Annotated in this window: 16 protein-coding genes; 9 read left to right on the top strand and 7 right to left on the bottom strand. The window is 47.0% G+C overall.

Translation table 11 applies throughout. The features are described 5' to 3' along the window. The first annotated feature begins 8 nt into the window (after positions 1–8). The gene (locus tag NW199_RS01835; protein WP_249091980.1) at positions 9–1,301 is read left to right on the top strand and encodes a sensor histidine kinase; all 1,293 of its coding nucleotides are present in this window, start codon (positions 9–11) and stop codon (positions 1,299–1,301) included. Here NW199_RS01835 and NW199_RS01830 read toward each other — a convergent pair. From NW199_RS01830 to NW199_RS01810, 5 genes are all read right to left on the bottom strand, one after another. Next, the gene (locus NW199_RS01830) at positions 1,298–2,509 is read right to left on the bottom strand and encodes an MFS transporter (RefSeq protein WP_258333460.1); all 1,212 of its coding nucleotides are present in this window, start codon (positions 2,507–2,509) and stop codon (positions 1,298–1,300) included. The genes NW199_RS01835 and NW199_RS01830 overlap by 4 nt on opposite strands. A gap of 36 nt (positions 2,510–2,545) precedes the next feature. Continuing rightward, positions 2,546–3,073 carry a hypothetical protein gene (locus NW199_RS01825; protein WP_258333459.1) on the bottom strand — a complete coding sequence of 176 codons (528 nt, stop codon included), beginning with the start codon at positions 3,071–3,073 and terminating at the stop codon, positions 2,546–2,548. A gap of 361 nt (positions 3,074–3,434) precedes the next feature. After that, positions 3,435–4,946, bottom strand: a complete 1,512-nt coding sequence (locus tag NW199_RS01820) for a tripartite tricarboxylate transporter permease (protein ID WP_258333458.1) — start codon at positions 4,944–4,946, stop codon at positions 3,435–3,437. A 2-nt stretch (positions 4,947–4,948) separates the two neighbouring features. Next, positions 4,949–5,410: a tripartite tricarboxylate transporter TctB family protein gene (locus NW199_RS01815; RefSeq protein WP_258333457.1), complete on the bottom strand. Its 462-nt coding sequence runs from the start codon at positions 5,408–5,410 to the stop codon at positions 4,949–4,951. 6 nt (positions 5,411–5,416) lie between these two features. Then, complete coding sequence (locus tag NW199_RS01810) at positions 5,417–6,358, bottom strand: Bug family tripartite tricarboxylate transporter substrate binding protein (RefSeq protein ID WP_258333456.1); 942 nt, start codon at positions 6,356–6,358, stop codon at positions 5,417–5,419. A gap of 122 nt (positions 6,359–6,480) precedes the next feature. On the opposite strand from NW199_RS01810, the gene NW199_RS01805 reads away from it, so the two are divergent. From NW199_RS01805 to NW199_RS01770, 8 genes are all read left to right on the top strand, one after another. After that, the gene (locus NW199_RS01805; protein WP_258333455.1) at positions 6,481–7,221 is read left to right on the top strand and encodes a class I SAM-dependent methyltransferase; all 741 of its coding nucleotides are present in this window, start codon (positions 6,481–6,483) and stop codon (positions 7,219–7,221) included. A gap of 109 nt (positions 7,222–7,330) precedes the next feature. Further along, the gene (locus NW199_RS01800) at positions 7,331–8,524 is read left to right on the top strand and encodes an ATP-binding protein (protein ID WP_258333454.1); all 1,194 of its coding nucleotides are present in this window, start codon (positions 7,331–7,333) and stop codon (positions 8,522–8,524) included. 49 nt (positions 8,525–8,573) lie between these two features. After that, positions 8,574–9,017, top strand: coding sequence for a ribonuclease HI (rnhA, locus tag NW199_RS01795; RefSeq protein ID WP_022473770.1), 444 nt, complete (start codon positions 8,574–8,576; stop codon positions 9,015–9,017). Positions 9,018–9,031: 14 nt separating this feature from the next. Next, positions 9,032–9,745, top strand: coding sequence for a DNA polymerase III subunit epsilon (gene dnaQ / locus NW199_RS01790; protein WP_249091971.1), 714 nt, complete (start codon positions 9,032–9,034; stop codon positions 9,743–9,745). Positions 9,746–9,865: 120 nt separating this feature from the next. Beyond that, positions 9,866–10,981, top strand: a complete 1,116-nt coding sequence (locus tag NW199_RS01785; RefSeq protein ID WP_258333453.1) for an efflux RND transporter periplasmic adaptor subunit — start codon at positions 9,866–9,868, stop codon at positions 10,979–10,981. 12 nt (positions 10,982–10,993) lie between these two features. Beyond that, on the top strand, positions 10,994–14,167 hold the full coding sequence (locus NW199_RS01780; protein ID WP_258333452.1) for an efflux RND transporter permease subunit: 3,174 nt from the start codon (positions 10,994–10,996) through the stop codon (positions 14,165–14,167). Between the two features lie 683 nt (positions 14,168–14,850). Further along, positions 14,851–15,147, top strand: a complete 297-nt coding sequence (locus NW199_RS01775) for an AAA family ATPase (RefSeq protein WP_258333451.1) — start codon at positions 14,851–14,853, stop codon at positions 15,145–15,147. Positions 15,148–15,172: 25 nt separating this feature from the next. Continuing rightward, on the top strand, positions 15,173–15,394 hold the full coding sequence (locus NW199_RS01770; protein WP_258333450.1) for a hypothetical protein: 222 nt from the start codon (positions 15,173–15,175) through the stop codon (positions 15,392–15,394). A gap of 111 nt (positions 15,395–15,505) precedes the next feature. Here NW199_RS01770 and NW199_RS01765 read toward each other — a convergent pair whose 3' ends face one another. Continuing rightward, positions 15,506–18,379, bottom strand: coding sequence for a YidC/Oxa1 family membrane protein insertase (locus NW199_RS01765; protein WP_258333449.1), 2,874 nt, complete (start codon positions 18,377–18,379; stop codon positions 15,506–15,508). Beyond that, entirely contained in the window at positions 18,372–19,673 is a 1,302-nt protein-coding gene (locus NW199_RS01760) for a CDP-glycerol glycerophosphotransferase family protein (RefSeq protein ID WP_258333448.1), read from the bottom strand. The genes NW199_RS01765 and NW199_RS01760 overlap by 8 nt, the downstream gene beginning before the upstream one ends. Between the last annotated feature and the right edge of the window lies 1 nt (position 19,674).

Below are 19,674 nucleotides of genomic sequence, written 5' to 3'. Positions count from 1 at the left end.
GGCGCAAAATGCATAAATCGTTCGGGTTGGCACAGCGAATTTTCTTGGGATTTGCCCTTCAGCTTTTATTAATTGTGGGAATCTATTCGGTGGCGATGATGCAGTCGACCGAATTCATGGAAAATAATCTCGTGAGTGAAATGCTTCGCGAAGAGCTTGAAATGAGTGTGCAGGAGCTCAATTCCCACGAAGAGTTGCAATTGCCGCCGTCGATGAAAATATTCAGCGATGACCCACGGCTTGATCCCATCCCGGCAGCCTTCGCCCATGTCCCGGAAGGTTTTACGGAATTTGTCAATGACGAGTCTTCATTCGTTTATAGGCTGCAGCTCGGTCAGTATTCTTACATACTGATGCGAGATCAGTATGACTTCGAACGAAGTGAACAGATTTATAACGTTGTCATTTTAATATGCAGTACGTTGGTTTTAACCTTAGGGTCGTTTTTCGCTTGGTGGTGGGTGAGCCGTCGTGTGATCAAACCGGTACATGATCTGTCCGCGCAAGTGCGAACAATTGCGGCAACTCGTACATATCACCCGCTGCAAGCGGATTTTGCCGATGACGAAGTCGGGGAACTTGCCCGAATTTGTGATAATGCTTTAAAACGATTTCACGAAGCGCTGTTACGGGAACGACTTTTTACCGCAGATATCAGTCACGAGCTTCGCACACCGCTGACGATTATCCAAACCAGTGCAGAATTACTGCATATGAAGGGCGCCAACGTCGGTGAAGCAAAGCGCGATGAGTTATTAAAAAGAATTTTGGGATCTTGCCAGTCGCTTCAAGATCTCTTGAATATTTTCTTAAATCTTGCCCGTAACACCTCTTTCGAGATTCAGGAAAGTGATACGGTTCACGATACGTTAAATTCGATAGTCGAGTACTACCGCCCTAATGCAAAAGCCAAAGGGTTGGAATTGACTTTTGAAGTCAACGACAATTGCCCGGGATTTTATTCGCCGGTTGTGATCGGTGCCCTAGCCGGCAATTTAATTAAGAACGCCATTTTGTATACCTCAGAAGGGTGCGTGAAGGTGACGGAAACGGCCACAGGGTTTGAGGTGCAGGATACGGGCCCCGGCATCGATTCTGAAAATAAAGATCGTATCTTCAGTCCGCATACACGGGCAACCGATCAGCAGCAAGGTAGCGGCATGGGCTTATCCATTGTTAAGCGGTTGTGTGACCGCTTTGGCTGGACGGTTGAGTTAATGTCCCTTAGGTCACAAGGGTCGTGCTTCAAAATCGTGCTCTTGACCGGAAAGCAGGTGGAACGAGTCGATCAGGGTCGTTAACCGATGAGATGCCTGCGCATTAAAACGGTCAGTAGCAGAAGTGAAAGAAGCGCGAAAATGGCTCCGGCGGCAAAAGTGTAAGCCGGGCTATACAGTTCCCAAAGAAAGCCCGCAAGAAGTCCGGCCATTAAAGTCGCCAAGCCGGACAGAAAGTTAAAAACACCGAAGGCGGTCGCTTTGAATGCGTCCGGAGCAAGCTTAGCGACCATCATGGAGAAAATACCTTGTGATGCGCCCAAGTGTAATCCAAAAAGCGCGACGCCGACGGCAACCGCATAAGGTGTTTGCCACAGCGCGAAGACACAGTCTGAGGCGATCAGAAAGAGAAGACCTAAAGCCAGAAGTTTTGACGACGGGATGCGATCGGCCAGTTTGCCCAATGGATAGCTCGAGGCGGCAAACACAAGATTGCTTCCGACCAATATGAGCGGAACGAGAGCCGCGGGTACACCACTGTCAGCCGCTCTTAAAATCATAAAAGCGTTTGAAAAGCGAGCCAGGGAAAAAACGACTCCTATGACTAATAAGCACTTAAAAGCTAAGGAAGTCTGTAGAAAAAAGGCTTTAAATTTGAGTGGTTCTTTAACGTATTGCTTTTCTGTTTCAACGTTTTCTACACCGAACAGAATGAGCGCTAGGCAACAGAGTCCCGGAATTAAGGCAAGCCAGAAAACGGTTCGGTAATTTTCCGTGAAAAACATCAAAAGGATTGTAGCCAGAGCGGGACCGATAAAAGCACCGGCAGCATCCAAGGATTGACGTAGCCCGTAAGCTGCGCCTCTGACAGATTCCGCAGTGACTTCGGCCACTATAGCGTCTCGCGGCGCACCACGTATGCCTTTGCCGATTCGGTCAAAAAATCGTGCCGCAAATACGACTGGCATACAAGTCGCCAGTGCGAAGAAAGGCTTTGAGAGAACTCCCAAGGCGTAACCGGTAAATACCAACCATTTTTTCTTACCAAACGTGTCAGCAATGACACCGGAAAAAACTTTACTGATCAACGCCGCAGATTCACCGACCCCCTCGGTCAGACCGATCCATACGGCACTGGCTCCCAGTGTCGTGGACATAAAAAGCGGCAAAAGCGCATGGATCATTTCAGAAGAAATATCCATAAGCAGACTGACAAAGCCCAAAACCCAAACGGTTCGAGGAATGCCAGAGTCGGACTGTTTATTCAAACGGAAACGATGAAAAATAAACATTTTGATAACGCACTCCTTCTTGGATTGTAGCGCTGATCAACATATTGATTTAGTTGAAAAATGCGTCGAAATAATGAAGGCAAGGTTTCTGAAAATGGCGTAGCTGATGGAAGCGATGAGCCACATGAATAACCAGTCCTCGGTGGCGATGAACCAAAGATGGCTTTGAAGCATGTCACCATTAATAAGTAGGCTCAACACGACAAGAACGAGACTTGCAATGAAGTATTGAATAGACTTCTTTGGCCGTGTATCCCAAAAGAAAAAGAATAAAACAATCGGGAGGTAGACGGCATTGATGCCAAAACCGATCCATTTTGCCAATAATCCAACACTCATGGCAAGTAGCGCATAAATGGATCGAAATGTATCCGTGCAATTAACCTGAACAAAAGGAATGTCGCGTTCAGCATTGACAGAACACCAACAGGAAGCGCAGATATCAGCAAAAGCCAAAAGAAAGCCTGCCCACAAAATAACGCTGTCAATGCTTTCCGAAAAGAGGAAAATATTGTCGCAGTCGTCTATCCAATAACAGGCCATCCACAAAAAAAACGGGATCACCGTGAAACGCCAAAAAGGCCAATTTCCCCGGAAAAAAATAGGGAAGTTTTGAATAACAAAAGACATTAGGGATTGTTGCATCTTCTGACCTCTAGCCATCATTTTTATGCAAGCCATTATTTAACGGGTCAGGTAAAAATCGCGTTAAAAAGTCAGGAAATAATTGTTACGCAATGTTCTTCAAGGCTAGACCTCTTAATAGAAAATATAGTGAGGCGCTTTCAATAAGAGATCTAAAAGAACATGTCAACTAATTGAATTTAAGTGTTTTTTATCGTAAAAACCGGCGAGAAAGTTTCAGGTCCTTTTTGTTGCTCGGTACAGTTACTAGGGCTATTAACTTTGACACTAATGCTGTTTCTTAATCTTCAGTAAAAGCCTCTTGTCTTGTTTTTTGCCACTTTGGCAAAAGCGTGACGGCCAACAGAGCAAAAGCCATGATGAGTAAGAGAGCGGAAATGGGACTCGTGAAAAATACTGTCGCGTCTCCTCTGGAAAGAAGCATTGCGCGGCGTAAATTCTCTTCCATCATTGGTCCCAAAACAAAACCCAGGATCAACGGCGCGGGTTCACAGCGAAGCTGATAGAAGATGTATCCCAATAGGGCAAAAGCGGCCATGAGCACGATGTCGTAGTTGTTGTAGTTGATGGAATAGACGCCCACCGCGCAGATAGCCAAAATGGCAGGGAAAAGGAAGCGGTAGGGGACTTTTAAAATTTGTACCCAAAGGCCGGCAAGAGGCAGATTCAAAACCACTAAAAAGAGGTTGCCGATCCACATGGAAACGATCAGTCCCCAGAAGAGGTCGGGATTGGTGTGGATGACTTGGGGGCCCGGGGTGATGTTTTGAATGATAAGAGCTCCCATCAAGAGCGCCATCACAGCGTTGGATGGAATGCCCAAGGTGAGCATCGGAATGAAACTAGTCTGAGCGCCCGCGTTGTTGGCGGCCTCAGGTCCCGCAACGGCTCGGATATTGCCTTCGCCGACCGGTGTTTCGTTTTCAATTTTTATTCGTTTTTCTAGTGTGTAGGAGGCAAACGAAGAGAGCATGGCTCCGCCCCCCGGGAGCAATCCCATGATGCTGCCTAAAAAGGTGCCTCGCGCAATGGCTCCTTGACTTTGAGTAAAGTCCTTTTTCTGCGGCCACGGAGACTTAACCGCAATGGTGCTGTAAGAGCCAGATCCGACAATCGCCTGGAGGTTTTTAAGAATTTCCGCCACGCCGTAAAAGCCCATGGAAATGACGGCAAAATCGATGCCGTCTTGAAGCGTGAGGGTCTCGAGCGTAAAACGCAATTCACCCGTATTGATGTCCGTGCCGACCAATCCGAGCAACAGTCCGACAATGACCATGGCGATTGCTTTTAAAATGTCGCCGTTTGAAAGGGCAACGGCTCCGACAAGCCCCAAGACCATCAGACTGAAATACTCAGTGGCGCCGAAGTAAAGAGCCACTTCAGATAAAACGGGGCTGGCAAGAGCGATTAAAAGGGTGGCCACGGTGCCTGCGATGAAACTGGCGATGGCGGCTATTCCTAAAGCACTGCCGGCGCGACCTTTACGGGCGAGTTTATAACCGTCAATGCAGGTGACAAGCGATGCTGCCTCACCCGGTATGTTCATCAAAATAGCCGTGGTGGAGCCTCCATATTGGCTGCCGTAGTAGATGCCGGCAAGCATGATGACGGCCGCGGTCGGATCAAGCGCATAAGTTAGCGGAAGTAAAAGCGCGAGTGTGGCAACCGGTCCTAATCCCGGCAATACTCCTACGAGTGTGCCGATCAATACGCCCACGAAACAATAGCCGATATTGGCAATGGTGAGAGCGCTTTGAAAGCCTAAGGCAAGATTGGTAAAGAGATCGGTCATGATCACTCCCACGCTGGCAATAGGTTGATTTCAAGACCGATTGCACCAACAAAAACAGCCGTTACCAGAAGGTCAACAACGACAGTCAGAATCAGCGCCTCACGAATGCTTCTTTGCTCGGAAGCAAATGAAGAAATAAAAACCAAAACGGATAGGGCAATCCAAAGCCCCGCGGGTTCAAGCAAAAAGGCAAAAGCTAGAAGAGCTGTGCCAATTAAAAGAACTTTTTTCAGAGCAAAGCGATAAATGATTTCATGAGACTTTTTTTCAGAAAAAGTTCCTCGGATACTGATCACTAAGCCGATAAAAATGAGGCAATAACCTAAAAGGCGGGGGAAGTAACCGGACGCCATGCGGGCGGCCTCTCCCATGGGTAAATAGTTTGAACCCAATACGAAAGCCAGGCCAATAGCGGCAAAAAAAAGTCCACCCACTGTGTCGCGGGCCAATCGAGCATGAAGCATGAATAGTTAGATTTTCAACGCACTGAGAAACGAGCGATATTTTACCTGTTCGTTTTGAATCCATTCGTTAAATTCTTGCGGCCCCAAAAGCTTCGCTCCCCCCGATAGTCTTTCAAACGTATGCATAGTTTCGTTTGACTCAAGAGTTAAACAAATTTCTTTAAATAGGTTTTCTCGGATTTCGGTTGGCGTCCCTTTCGGAGCCATTAGGCCAAACCAAGTGGATATATCGCAGTCAATACCTAAAGAAGAAAGCGTGGGGGCTGGAATCCGTTTATCCGCCGTGCGGCTTGTTTGCGCAAGCACCCTGACTCGACCGTCTTCAATAGCGGGGCGAGCGCTTGCGAAATTATCAAACATGATGTCTGTTTCTGCCGACAGCAATGAAAGCTGCGCGGCCATGGCGCCGGCATAGGGCACATGAACGGTCTTAAGACCTCTGGTGTTTAATAGGGCATTGGCAATATGACCCGCCGATCCTGTACCGCCGGATGCGCAATTGAGCTGATTGGGGTGCTTTTTGACAAAATCGATAAAGTCTTCGGCTGAATTAATCCCCCGCTTTTTCATGGTTGCCGGGGTCATGATCAGGACATTGGGGGTATCGCTTAAAAGGCAAACCGTCTCAAAATCTTGAGGCCTATAGGGCAAGTCATTAAACATCAGCGGATTAACCACCAGTGTGGCCAGTGCCCCGACAACAAGCGACTGTCCGTTGGGTTGGGCATTTTTAACTTCCAACATGCCACGGGCGCCGGCGGCTCCCGGACGGTTTTCAACAATGATCCGACCTAATTTTGTTTTGAGTTTATCGGCTAGGAGCCTAGAGCAGGCGTCAAGAGGGCCTCCCGCAGGATAAGGTACAACAATCCTCATCTGCTTAGGTTTGGGCCAAGCAGGTAAGGCGGCAGCAGCTAGTGTCAGAGCAAATGAACGTCGACTGAGCATCTTTAAAAAGGATTTAATTAACGAAGTTTATCCCATTTGAAAACGAAGTTTTTCAATTATGGACTGTTAATGCTCGAAACTTTGTGTTTTAATTCTTTGTGTGATTAACGAGCTTATAAGCGATGTCGTCTTTTGCTGAATTTTTCTCCACTTCTGCCGGTATGTTACTCAGGCGCTGGGAATTAGCCCAGATGGATGCTCTTTTGGCAGAGTGCGCGGGCGAGACGGCACTTCAGCTCGGGGCACCCTACGGCAGCTTATTGAGAAATGCTTCCCATGACAGCAGGCTTTTAGGAGCGAGAAACTTTATGCAAACTTCGCAAGCCTGTGCCAATGTTCGTTTGGATTTTGACTCGTTGCCTTTTAGAGAGTCCACTTTTGACTTAGTGGTTAGCGTTCACGCGTTGGAGTGGTCTAAAAATCCCTCGCAATTTTTTAGCGAAGTTTTCCGCGTGCTTGCGCCGGAAGGCCGATTGATTGTGCTTTGCATAAATCCATGGGGCCCCTGGTGGGTGAGAAAGAAAGGAAAACTTTTTGAGTGTCCGACCGAGACATCGTTTTCTCCTTTAAGCGTTACCCAGGTTAAATCATTTTGTGAGCGCTACGGCGTTGTGGATCGAGGCCGTTTTGGTGTTTATTGCCCATCGTTAAGTGACAATCCTCAGCATTTGGCACGGTGGGGGTGGTGTGAGAAAGCTGGAGATCGTTGGTGGCCTGCGCTAGCCAATGCCTTCATGTTAAGTTGTGTGAAAAAAGTCGAGAAACCTGGTTTGATTGGAAAATTGATCCCGGAAGGTGGTCTTTTGAAAAAGAATTGGGCTGGTCAAACCATCGCAACGCGAAACCAGACCAAAAATTTTTAATGCCATTGATTTTTTCACGTAAAATTACGTGAAAAAATCAATCTATGTAATCATGCTCATTAATCGTAATCTTTATCTTCAGCGTTTGGTTTCTCGAATGCATAACGGCATGGTGAAAGTCATCACCGGTATTCGTCGGAGCGGAAAGTCATTTTTGCTTTTTGAAATTTTTAGACAATACCTTTTAGATCATGGTGTTAGTGCCGATCATATTTTAGGTCTTCAACTGGATCGTTTTGAAAATCGTCGTTACCGAGATCCGGAAGAATTGCTTGCTTTTATGAATGCTCAAATTGTTGATGATGGTCGGTATTACATTCTGCTTGATGAAGTTCAGATGTTGGATCATTTCTCGGAAGTTTTGAATTCATTCTTGTATAGAAAAAACGTTGATTTATACGTGACGGGAAGCAATTCAAAATTTCTATCTACCGATGTTTTAACGGAATTTAGGGGGAGGGGAGACGAAGTTCATATTTTCCCACTCTCATTTTCTGAGTTTATGCAGGTTTACCGTGGTGAGTCCGCTGATGCTTGGTTGGAATACGCGACTTATGGAGGATTGCCTCAAGTCGTTTTGATGTCTGAATATGAACAAAAATCGGGATTTCTCAAGCGACTTTTTGAAGAAACTTATATTAAAGACATTATTGAACGCAATGGAATTTTAAAGACTCAGGAAATAGAGGATGTGGTTAACATCGTGGCTTCATCTATAGGATCGCTCACCAATCCTACAAAAATAGCGGACACTTTTAAAAGCAAACTTAAATCATCGATTAGCCCAAACACGGTTCGTTCTTATATTAACTGCCTTAAAGAGGCTTTTTTAATTAGCGAGGCTCAGCGTTTTGATGTCAAGGGCAGAAGGTATATTGGCTCGCCGACGAAGTTGTACTTTGAGGATGTTGGCCTTAGAAATGCTCGGTTGAATTTCCGACAAATGGAAGAAACGCATTTGATGGAAAACATCATCTATAACGAGCTGAGAATGTGGGGATATTCTGTGGATGTTGGTTCAGTAAATAAAAGACAAATGCTCGAAGGGAGGAACTTAAGTCATCAGCTTGAGGTTGATTTCGTTGCGAATTTGGGCAATCGTCGGTGTTACATCCAATCGGCATTGAGTTTGCCCGATCAGCGCAAACGTGACCAGGAAAAGGCTTCGTTATTGGCTATTAAGGATGCGTTTAGAAAAATTATCATCATCAAGGACGGACTTGAACAAGGCTATGATGAGGACGGTATTCTGTACATCAATTTAAAAAAGTTTTTGTTGAATCCTGAAGCTCTTTTAGAATAGAGATTGATTTATTTGCGTAAATTTACGCAAATAAATCAAAGTGCTAAAAATGAATAAAAATCGAAAATTACAAATTTGGACCGACGGCGCTTGTAAAGGCAACCCGGGCCCCGGTGGTTGGGGAGCCTACCTCGTATGGGGAGAAAAAGCGTTGGAACTTTGCGGCGGAGAAGTTGAGACAACCAACAATCAAATGGAATTGACAGCGGTTATTGAAGCTCTTTCGGCCATTAAGCGTCCTGTGCCCATGGTGGTGAGTCTGGATAGCCAATACGTGAAAAACGGAATTTTGGAATGGATGCCCCAATGGAAAAAGCGTGGTTGGAAAACGGCGGCCGGTAAACCGGTGAAAAATATTGAGCTGTGGCAAAAGCTTGATCAATTGGTGAGCACTCACGACATTGAGTGGAAATGGGTCAAGGGACACGCGGGAGAACCCGGCAATGAAAAGGCCGATGAACTCGCCAATCGCGGTGTTCCTAAAAAAGCGTGAAGGATAGAAAACAAATGGCAAAAACTTACAACCGTCAGGTTGCGTTGGATACCGAAACGACCGGTATGGAAATTGAAGCGGGAAACCGTTTGATTTCTATTGGCTGCGTGGAGATTGTGGGGCGCTCGATCACAAAGCGCACGTTCTACAAACTCATTAATCCAGAGCGTGAAGTTGAGGAAGGCGCCGCAAAGGTTCACGGCTATACGTGGGACAAGTTAAAGGGCAAGCCGCTTTTTGTCGACATCGTGGACGATTTCCTTGCTTTCATCAAAGGCAGTCAGCTGATCATTCACAATGCGGCTTTTGACGTGGCGTATCTCAACATGGAATTGGAACGTCTGGGTAAAGGGCGGGTGACGGATTACTGCGAAAGCGTTCTCGATACTTTGCCGTTGGCCAAGTCGCTTCGTCCGGGGCAGCGCGTGAGTTTGGATGCTCTGTGTTCAGCCTATGGCATCAATAACACAGATCGTACGTTGCACGGCGCCTTAATTGACGCGAAACTGTTGGCTCAGGTGTATTTGGCCATGACTCGCGGTCAGGAGTCACTTGATATCACATCGGTGGATATGAAAAGTCTTCCGCCGATGCCGGATGTGACTAAGCTTCGGGTGGTCAAAGCCAGCGCTGAGGAGGAAGCTCTTCACGCGGAAACGCTTAAAGCGATTGAAAAGGAAAGTAAGGGTAATTTGGTTTGGAAGACCGAAGAGACTCCTGTTGCTTGACTTCCGACATATCTATTAGAGAGTTACAAAATGTCACTTTAGGGCCGTAGTGGCCCTAATGTGCTTTCAGGTTGCATTCGGTAACATTAATTTGTTAAATCATTGAGAGTTTTGCGGATAATGCAGTTAAAAACCGTTTTTGTTATTTCAGTTATAGCTGCCGCAGTGCTTGCCGGTTGCGGTGATAAAAAAGCATCGGTTGAGCGAGCCCCCATTGAAGTGGCGACCATGACGGCAACGCCCACGACGGCATTTCGTTGGGTGGATACTTTCGGGCAAACGGAAGGTGCAGAAGAAGTTGAGGTGCGTGCTCAGGTTTCCGGAGTCTTGCGTAAGCTCAATTTCAGAGAAGGCGAACGAGTCAAGGCCGGGCAAACGCTTTTTGAAATTGAAAAAGATCCCTATGAGGCCCAATTAAGACAGGCTCGAGCTCAAACACAACAAGCAAAAACGCAATTGATTAAAGCTCGTCGAGATGCCAAACGAGCTTCAGAACTCATCAAAGTCAACGCCGTGAGCCGTCAGGAGTATGACGATGCGCAAAGTACACTCGCGGTGGCTAAAAGCGCCTTAGCCTTAGCCCAGGCTCAGGAGCAGAATGCGGAAATTGATCTTTCCCATGCAATGGTTCCCGCGCCGGTTGACGGCATTGCCGGTAAAAGTGAAGTCAATATCGGTTCATTGATTTCAGCCGGTACAACACTTTTAACGTCTATCACACAACCCGATACGCTACGCGTTTCGTTTGCAATCGGTGATAAGTCGCTTGCCGGAGCAACACTGACCAAAGATAATCTGGTTCGAGTCTTTTTGCCCGACTCCAAAGAATTTTTACCGGCTAAGTTGGATTTCATCAGTCAACAAGTCGATGCAAATCGCGGCACGCTGAGACTGCGTGCGGTTTTGCCTCCCACGGATAAATTCCTTCCCGGCCAGTATGTTCAAGTTCGGCTTATGATGGGTGAGTATCAAAATGCCTATCTTGTGCCGCAGGGTATTGTGCGTCAGAAATCCGACGGCACTTATTCGGTCTACGTGATGGAAGAAGGCGTGGCGCGCGAGCGGGGTGTTTTACTTGGAAACTGGGAAGGCAAAGACTGGATTGTCACTGGTGGCTTAAAGCCGGGCGATAAAGTGATTACCAATCAGATTCTGCGGCTTAGAGAAGGAATCAAAGTGAAGGAGAAAAACGCTTCCGAGCCTCAGAACGCCGCCACCGGGGACACCAAGCAGTAGCCGGAGGACGAGATGCTGTCGCAATTTTGTATCCGCCGTCCGATTTTTGCATCCGTGATGTCCATATTGATTGTGCTCGCGGGCTTGGTCTGCGCGCGCATTTTACCTCTGTCTCAATATCCGGACATTTCTCCTCCAAGTGTATCCATTTCAACAAGCTACGAAGGGGCAGACGCTCAGACGCTTGCTCGCACCATTGCCGCTCCGATCGAAGATCAGCTCTCAGGTATTGAGGGGCTGCAGTATTACACCACTTCCTTGCGCTCTAACGGTGATGTACGCATTTCCTGTACGTTTGAAGTCGGAATCGATCCGAATGACGCCATGCTTGAAATCAATAACCGTGTGCGTACAGCCGAAAGACGGCTGCCCGAGACGGTTCGTCAAAACGGCGTGACGGTGAGAAAGCGCTCCGAAGAAACCCTTTTGATGATGGCGTTAACATCGCCCGACGGGTCGATGAATCCCACGCAAATGGCCGATTATGCGACGCTTAACATTGTCGATGACTTAAAGCGTATTCCGGGCGTGGGCGACGTAAGTATCTTCGGTAACGTTCAAGGGGCCATGCGTATTTGGCTCAATCCCGACAAAATGGCTCTGTTGGGTGTGACGGTGGGTGACGTTGAAAATGCCGTTGATATTCAAAACCAACAGTATGCGGCCGGCCGCGTGGGCGCAGCGCCGACGGCTCCCGATCAGCAGCTTTTTTACACGGTGACCACCGAAGGTCAGCTTTTAACTGAAGAGGAATTCGGAAACATTACGATTCGCTCCGATGGTCCCGATGGCATTATTCGCTTAAAGGATATCGCTCGGGTTGAAGTCGGTAAACGCAGCTACGATTCCTACAACCTTTTAAACAGTGCGCCGGCTATTACCGTGGCTGTGTACCTGCAAACGGGTGCCAACGCCATGAGTACGGCTGAGCTTGTGAAAGAGCGCGTGGCAGAACTGGCTCAGCACTATCCAAAAGGCCGCATTACCCACACCATCACGGACGATACGACGATCTTTGTGTCTGCCTCATTGCACGAGGTGGCAAAGACATTGGTTGAAGCCGGTCTTTTGGTGCTCCTTGTCGTTTACCTTTTCTTGCAAAGCTGGCGCGCAACCCTCATTCCGATGATCGCGGTCCCTGTCTCTTTGATTGGGACGATGGTGGGATTGTGGGCGTTTGATTTTTCACTCAATACGCTCACGCTTTTTGCCATGACGCTAGCCATTGGTATTGTGGTCGACGATGCCATTGTGGTGCTTGAAAACGTCGAGCGCATCATGGTCTCTGAGGGGGTCTCAGCGCGGGTGGCTGCCAAACGGGCTATGAAGGAAGTGGCCGCTGCCCTGGTGGCTATTGTGTTAGTGCTCTCGGCAGTGTTTGTGCCGGTTGCGTTTTTGGGCGGCATGGCCGGTGAACTTTATCGTCAGTTTGCAGTGACTATTACGATTTCCGTCGCCCTTTCAGGCTTTGTGGCCTTGACGCTCACACCTGCGCTTTGTGCCATTTTGCTTAAACCCCGAACCAAAGATCCGGCGAAATTCTTCCAACGCTTTAATTTGGGCTTGGGACGCTTTACGAAGTTATTCCAGCGCCTAGTGGGCTTGGCTCTTCATCATCGAGTGGCAAGCGGCGTGTTGCTTTTAGCGGTCATGGCAGCCTGCTGGCAGATGGTTCAGATTACACCGACCTCTTTTGTGCCTAGGGAAGACCAAGGGGTTGTTCGTTTGAGTCTTTCGTTACCGGAAGGTGCTTCACAAACCCGTACCGAGCGGGTTTCCGATGAACTGCAAAAGAAAATGGGGCAAATTGAGGGGGTGGAATCCGTTCTGACCTTGACGGGCTTTGATACGGTTGCCAATGACACACGACAAAACGCCGCCACTTTTGTGCTGAAGCTTAAGCTTTGGGATGAGCGTAAGAATACGGCCAATGACGTTGTTCAAATTCTCACGAAGATGGCCGAAGACATTACCGAGGGCAGAGCCACGGCTTCAACCCCGGCGCCAATCAGAGGTCTGGGGTCTTCGGGCGGTTTCTCAGGATTTTTGCAATCTCGAGAAAGCGATGATCCGGTTCAGTTGCAGCAAGTGGCCGATAACTTTATTGATGAGTTGAGCCGTTCGCCCCTTTTAACCGGTGTTCGTCACACGGCCATGGCCGAATCGCCCATGTTATTGGTCAATGTTGACGAAGCAAAGGCCTTGGCCATGGGCGTATCTATTTCAGACATCTACGATACGCTCTCAGCCTTTATGGGCAGTACCTATATCAATGACTTCACGCGTAACGGCAAAATTAATCGTGTAATTATGCAAGCGGACACCGACTACCGTATGAAGCCTGAGGATTTGGGGCGCTCATGGGTAAGAAACAACGTCGGTGAAATGATTCCGATGTCTACATTGGTGTCTTGGGAGAGAACATCAGGTGCTGAGACCATGTCGCGCATGAATGGCTATCTTGCCGCGCGCTTTATGGGTGAGGCGGTTCACGGGGTGAGTTCCGGTGAGGCCATCGCGGAAGTGGAACGCATCGGGGATGAGATGCTCCCGGAAGGTTACGCTATCGGTTGGACCGGTCAAGCCTTCCAAGAAAAGCGTTTAGGAGCTTCAGCTTCCACAGCTTTCATTTTCGGCATTATTGTGGTGTTTCTCATTTTGGCTGCCCAGTATGAGCGTTGGTCGTTGCCGATCGCCGTTGTGCTCGCGGTGCCATTTGCCGCGTTGGGGGCGTTGCTCGCAACATATTGCAGGGGACTCTCGAACGATATTTATTTCCAAATCGGTTTATTGGTATTGGTGGGCCTATCGGCCAAGAATGCCATTTTGATTGTGGAATTTGCCGCGCAGAAGTTAGAGCAGGGTAAGAGTGTCTTTGATGCGGCTCTTGAGGCAGCCTCTTTACGGTTGCGTCCGATTTTGATGACCTCTTTTGCTTTCATTCTTGGTGTGGTGCCTCTGGCTTTGGCTACCGGTCCCGGTGCGGCTGCTCGCCAATCCATGGGTACCGGTGTGTTAGGCGGAATGTTGGTTGCCACATTTATCGCCATTATCTTTGTGCCGGTCTACTTTACTTGGTTCGTCTCTAAGAATCCGGTACGGCGAGATGAAGACGATGAGGATGAACGTGCTTCACCTTTCTTGAGTCATCCGGAAAAGCCGGAAGAACCAAGCGACGGCAAATAAAGAGAGTAAGAGGCCCGTGCGAGTGTACGGGCCTTCTCTTGGGAAAATTCTATTTCAGAGGCTTCTCGGTCGACAGACTTGTTTTTTTCAGAAATTAACAAAGCTTCAAAACTATAACCAAATGGTTGGCAAAAAAACGCCAAGTAGTGCGTTAAAAAATTGCCAAATGGTTCGGAGAAAAATCGTCAAATAGTTCGTTGATTCTGAATGAATTGCAATAATGTTATTCCAATATGTATTAAATCATGTATTAGATCATGTATTAGACCATTTATTTTTTAATACATGTTGGAGTAAATAATAGACGTATAAACATAAGTTAAATTGCAAAATAAACGTTTAAAAACAAGTTGTTGGAACTTTCAATTAACATGTATTGTCCTGTATTGTTTGATGTATCAAATCATGTATTATTTCATAAAGGCTATAAAATGATACAAGTGGGTGTTGTTAAAGTCGGCTGTTGCCAGTGTGATCTCGATAAGAAATATCCTTCCAAGAGCGTTCATTAAACATTGAGCCTTCAACTTTCCGGTTTAGGCTATAAATTTGAATGTGAAATAACATGAAAAAAGGTCAAATGGTTTGTTAAAAAATTGCCAAATAGTTTGATTACTAAAATTATGAAATAAGAATATCGTCAAAGAGTTGTGGATAAACTCTTAAAAAGGAAACTCCAAGCAATGGGGGCTGTTTTAATAGAAGGACCTAAACTGTGCGGAAAATCAACAACGGCCGTACAGCAGGCAGAAAGTGTTTTAAATATGGAACCGGGTCCCACCTTGAGTCTAGCGGCAATTAACCCAAAATTATTGCTTCAGGGAACGACTCCTCGACTTATTGATGAGTGGCAACTTGCTCCGCAGCTTTGGGACGTCATTCGTAGGGAAATTGATTTACGAGGAGGAGAACCAGGGCAATTTATTCTTACGGAGTCAGCTGTTCCCGTTGATTGGAAGTCTTTTCCATTTTCGGGATAGAAATGGCCTTGAGTGTGATGCTGTTTTGCATCGTAGAAATGGAACCTATGGACTAATTGAGATTAAATTAGGTAGTGAGAAGGGAATTGAAGATGGAGTTGATACTTTAAAGACCTTGGCTTCAAAAATCGATACAACGAAAATGCAACCTCCGTCTTTTTTGATGGTTTTAATAGCAAGTGGAGAGTACGCCTATCGACGAGAAGATGGTGTATTGGTTGTCCCCATTGGATGCCTGAAAGATTAAAAAATCGTCGGTTTTGTCAAAGTACGTTATCTCTTTTGTTTTCAGTATTAAACCGTTAATCAAAAAGCCGCCGACAATGCTTTGAATTTTGTTTGTCGGCGGCATTACTTGTCAATGGGAAATATCCTTCCAAGAGCGCTCATCAAACATTGAGCCTTCAACTTTCCAGAACTTCTCCTCGCGGTACTGATTGGCGGTCAGCCCATCAGGGACAAACGTGTAACGAGTCGCTTTGTTGACGCGAATGTTTTGGTTATTGAGCGATGCAAAGATAAATTTCATCGTATCCACAATCCCGACGTAATCATCACTAATTTGCAGCGGAGCATTGGCGTTTGCTTTTTGCGGTTTAATCAGTAAAAGCGAGCTCGGACGTCCCACGGAACCTTTTTGGTTAACGGCGGCTAATTCCGGTACAACACCGGAGCTGTGGTCCGATACCACCACAATCGTAGTGTTATCAAAGATTTTTTCTTTTCTCATCCAATCAAACCAATCACCCAAGGCTTGAAGGGAACAGGTTTCAGCGGCCATTTGGCCTATCGGAATTCCATCCGGACGCGCCCCAGGTGTTTCGTAAGGCAAGAGTTTGCAGGTACCCGGTTCAGAAAACCATGGGTAGTGGCTTAATTCCGAGTCAATGAATTTGAACGTATTTTTTTGCGCGCGAGTATTGGATACCGTGGGCAGGAGCTTGAATAACGCCAGATCACGGTAGGTGTTGTAAACCAAAGCGGCAGTACTTTCACCCATCAGACGTTCAATCCAACGGCCGTCCTTGTAGATCATGTTTTTAAGTCCCCAAGGAACGGCATTAAAGAAACTCACAGCAATCAAGAAACTGTCGCTGTTGCCGCGGTCAATTTTGAGATTGTTTTCGGCCGCATAACGGCGAATGTAGCTGTCGCCGATGTTGCGGATTAATAATGGCTGATGGCTTGTGTATTTGGCCAAGCGGTTTCTTTCCGTCCAGTTTCTTTCGTAAAGCGAAACATCAAAAGACGGTCCGAAACGATTAAGCGTATTGGCAAAGCCACGATTGACCTTTTCAGCCAGTGTCAGGTTTTCGTCCTTATTTAATTCCCAAGGGGTACAAGCTTCTTCACAAATAATGGACGGAAGGCTTGAAATAGTGGAAGGACCGGTTGCCAACGCCTCGCGATACCAAGTAAAGCCTTTGTATTGGTTTTTTAATGCTGGCGTTTCTTGCATGATGCGATCTAAGTGACGTCCCGCGAAAGCATCAAGCATCACGACAACCACATTTTGCCCTTCTTTGCTAAAACCGAACAGTCGGTCGTTATAGTCCGGTAAATCGACTGTTTGCGTGTTTTCGGCGTCTCGAGACCAGGCTTCCTGTGTGGACCAGAGAATAAAGACAGAATTAAAGAGACTGCCCGCAATGCAGAGTATCAAAATATTTTTAATCCAGACGACTTTATTGCTGCGGATAAGCCAAACGAAAACAATGGAAAATAAAGTGATCACCGCGACATCAACCACAACATTGACATTGCGGAAAAGGGGCTCTGGGTTGGCGATGATAAACGCATTGATCGTTCCGACGTTCAAAGGCAGCAGGAACGCATAGACGGTCATTAAAAGCGAAATGAACGCAAAGGTGTAGCCAGCGAAATCCGCGTAACGGGTCAATTCAAAAAGCTTAGTCAGGCACCAGAAAATGACGCCTGCGACGCACACACAGGCTAAAAGCATGGCGAGCACTTCTTCAATACGCGAGAAGCCTTCCGGAGCCGTGCTGAAAGCTTGAATCGGCAGATAAAACGCTAAAAGAATAACAAGCCAGATAGCACCCGGTGTTAAGAGCGCAGCGGGCTTGGACTCACTCGGATAGAGCAGATTCTTTAAGCCGAACTTGAAATTCGTGAGCGTAAGCGAAATGATCAGGAAAGCAAAAGAGGCGCTCAGGGCGAAATAACGTCGATTGAGGCCAAGGAAGCTCCATTTGTACCAAGTGTTTAGCTCATAGTACAAAAGTAGGGCAATGAGAATCAGGGCAATGGGGTGCTTCCACATGCGCAGTCTGACGCACTCGATAACGGCGCATGCTGCGAGCAAAAGAAAAGCGTAGTCAGAATAGGCACTTAAAGAAAGCTTGAGACCATCGCTAAACCAAGTGATCTGATTACTGCTTAAAACGGCCAGAGCGACAGCTAAGCCCCAGAGGTAGACAAGATAACCGTTTACGATAGAGGGGCTGCTTTGAAAGGTTGTGACGCTATCGGTGAAGGCAAAAATCTTAAGCCAAGTGCTTTTAATAAGAAGACCCAACCCACGAAGTTTGTTGGCAAAGTGGCGCACCAGGTCATAAACAATATTCTTGCCAAGCGAGAAGATATTGTTGAAGGTCCAGTAAAGCACCAGGCCTGAGGCGGCGTTATATAAAAGCACCAAAAAGAGCGCGGCCATGCCGTAGAGCTGGTACTTGTCACGCTTGGAGAGATTTTTGGTGTAAATCAGGGCACTGGCGATATTGATGACCGTCATCAGTATCGGCATGAAGTTGATCGCAAAGTCTCCGATTTTGAAAAGTTCGTCAGGCTTTGAAAGATCGGTCAATCCTAAAAACGAAATGCCTTGTAACGGTTCAAAATGGCTTAGGAAATGGTAAGCCGCAAAGAAAAACGGAATCTGAAGGAAAAAGCCGATGCTCGATCGCAGGGTCAATAGCGGCGAGTAACCGGCCTGACGATGCATCGTCGTGATCATGGCAAAGCGCTCTTGGCCCTTATAGGCGCGCTTAATCATTTGCTCCTTAGCTTCAAAGCTTTTGCGAAGAGCTCTTTCTTCTTCCTGCCAGGCTTCTGCCTTCATGTAGATGGGCAGAATCACAAAGTTGACGATAAGACTCATCACGATGATGGCCCATCCCCACTGTTGGGTGATATCGAATCCCCAAAGCAGGGCCTTGTGCATCCAATATTCAAGCGGAGCGATGAAAAGGGTATATAAAAAGTCAATCATTTTTGTGAGTCTTCTGAGTGTGAACGGAGTTAGCCATATCAATCAAGGCTTGGGCGATCGGTTCTCCCGCGTGCCCGAAATTGACAACGTTTTCACGTCGAATGGCTTCAATGCGGCTTGCCATGTCTTCGTGACGCATCAAGAGATCTTTAACCAAAGCGGGAATATTCTCTTCATTTCCCGGCAAAACGCGTTTGCCGAGACTATCGAGCGCTTGCATTTCCCAGGCTTCGTGAGGAATTTCCCAGGCTTCAAAGCCATCCTTTAAGGGACCGTTGCCAACGGAGATAACCGGACGCAGGAAGATGAAAGCAAAATCAAAAATAACGCCCGAGACGTCAGAAATCATCAGTTGGGCGCGGCTCAAACTCTTAAAGCCATCGGGATTTCTATCCCACTCGATGTTGTCAAACGCTTTTAATTCCGACTGAAGTTTTTCCATAAGCTCTTTATCGGAAATAAAGCTTTGCGGGTGGGGACGCAAAATGACGTGATAGCCCGATTGAGCTAAAAGTTTTGGAATCATGGATCCTGTTCTGGTCAGTAAACCATTTTTGCCCCACGTCGGTGCAATAAGAATGGTATTGTCATCGGGCTTTAAATCGGCTGTTTTTCGGCTAAGCATTCCGTCAAAATAGGGGCAGCCCAAAAGGGGCAATTCTTTGGGTTTTGTATGCCTTAAGAATTCCAGCGCACGAAGGCTTTTGGCCTGTGCGGGGCCTGCGCAGAAAAAGGCATCATAGTAGTCGAAGCTATAGAACTTATAGGTGTGGATGTCGCCTGCGGCATGGACAATGTGGACGTACTTTTTAACGCCTGCTGAACGTCTGATTTGAAGAACGTCAACGCCCGGGGTTGTCAGAGCAAACACATCGGCTTCTAAAAAGCCCAAAGCGGTGTAGGCGGTTTGCCCTTTACCGATAAATTTCGCGTGAACCCATTTATCCAAGCCGCTTTTAAAAACGGGATCGTTTTCATCGCTGGTGAGATAGGTGCAGCGAACATTTTTAGCGGCAAGCGCTTCCAAAACCGGTTTAAAGGTTGACCAGTAGGCAGCCGACTCGGCGTAAAACACGATGGAATTATTCTTCAGATCGTCTTTTTTACCCGTGAATTTAAAAAAGACTGAACGCACCATACTCGGCAGTTTTCTCACCAGAAAGTAAGCGCTCGAAGTCAATCCGATCAATACAGACAAAAGCATGCTGCCCGTGCCAGGATCAAGATAGGCATAGGCATTAATCGGTAAGTAAACGAGCAAACCGATGGAGGCGAATTGAAGTGCTTTATCCAAA

The organism is Parasutterella secunda, assembly GCF_024733725.1.
Lineage (GTDB): Bacteria > Pseudomonadota > Gammaproteobacteria > Burkholderiales > Burkholderiaceae_F > Aphodousia > Aphodousia faecalis.
This window is presented reverse-complemented; position numbering and strand designations above follow the sequence as displayed.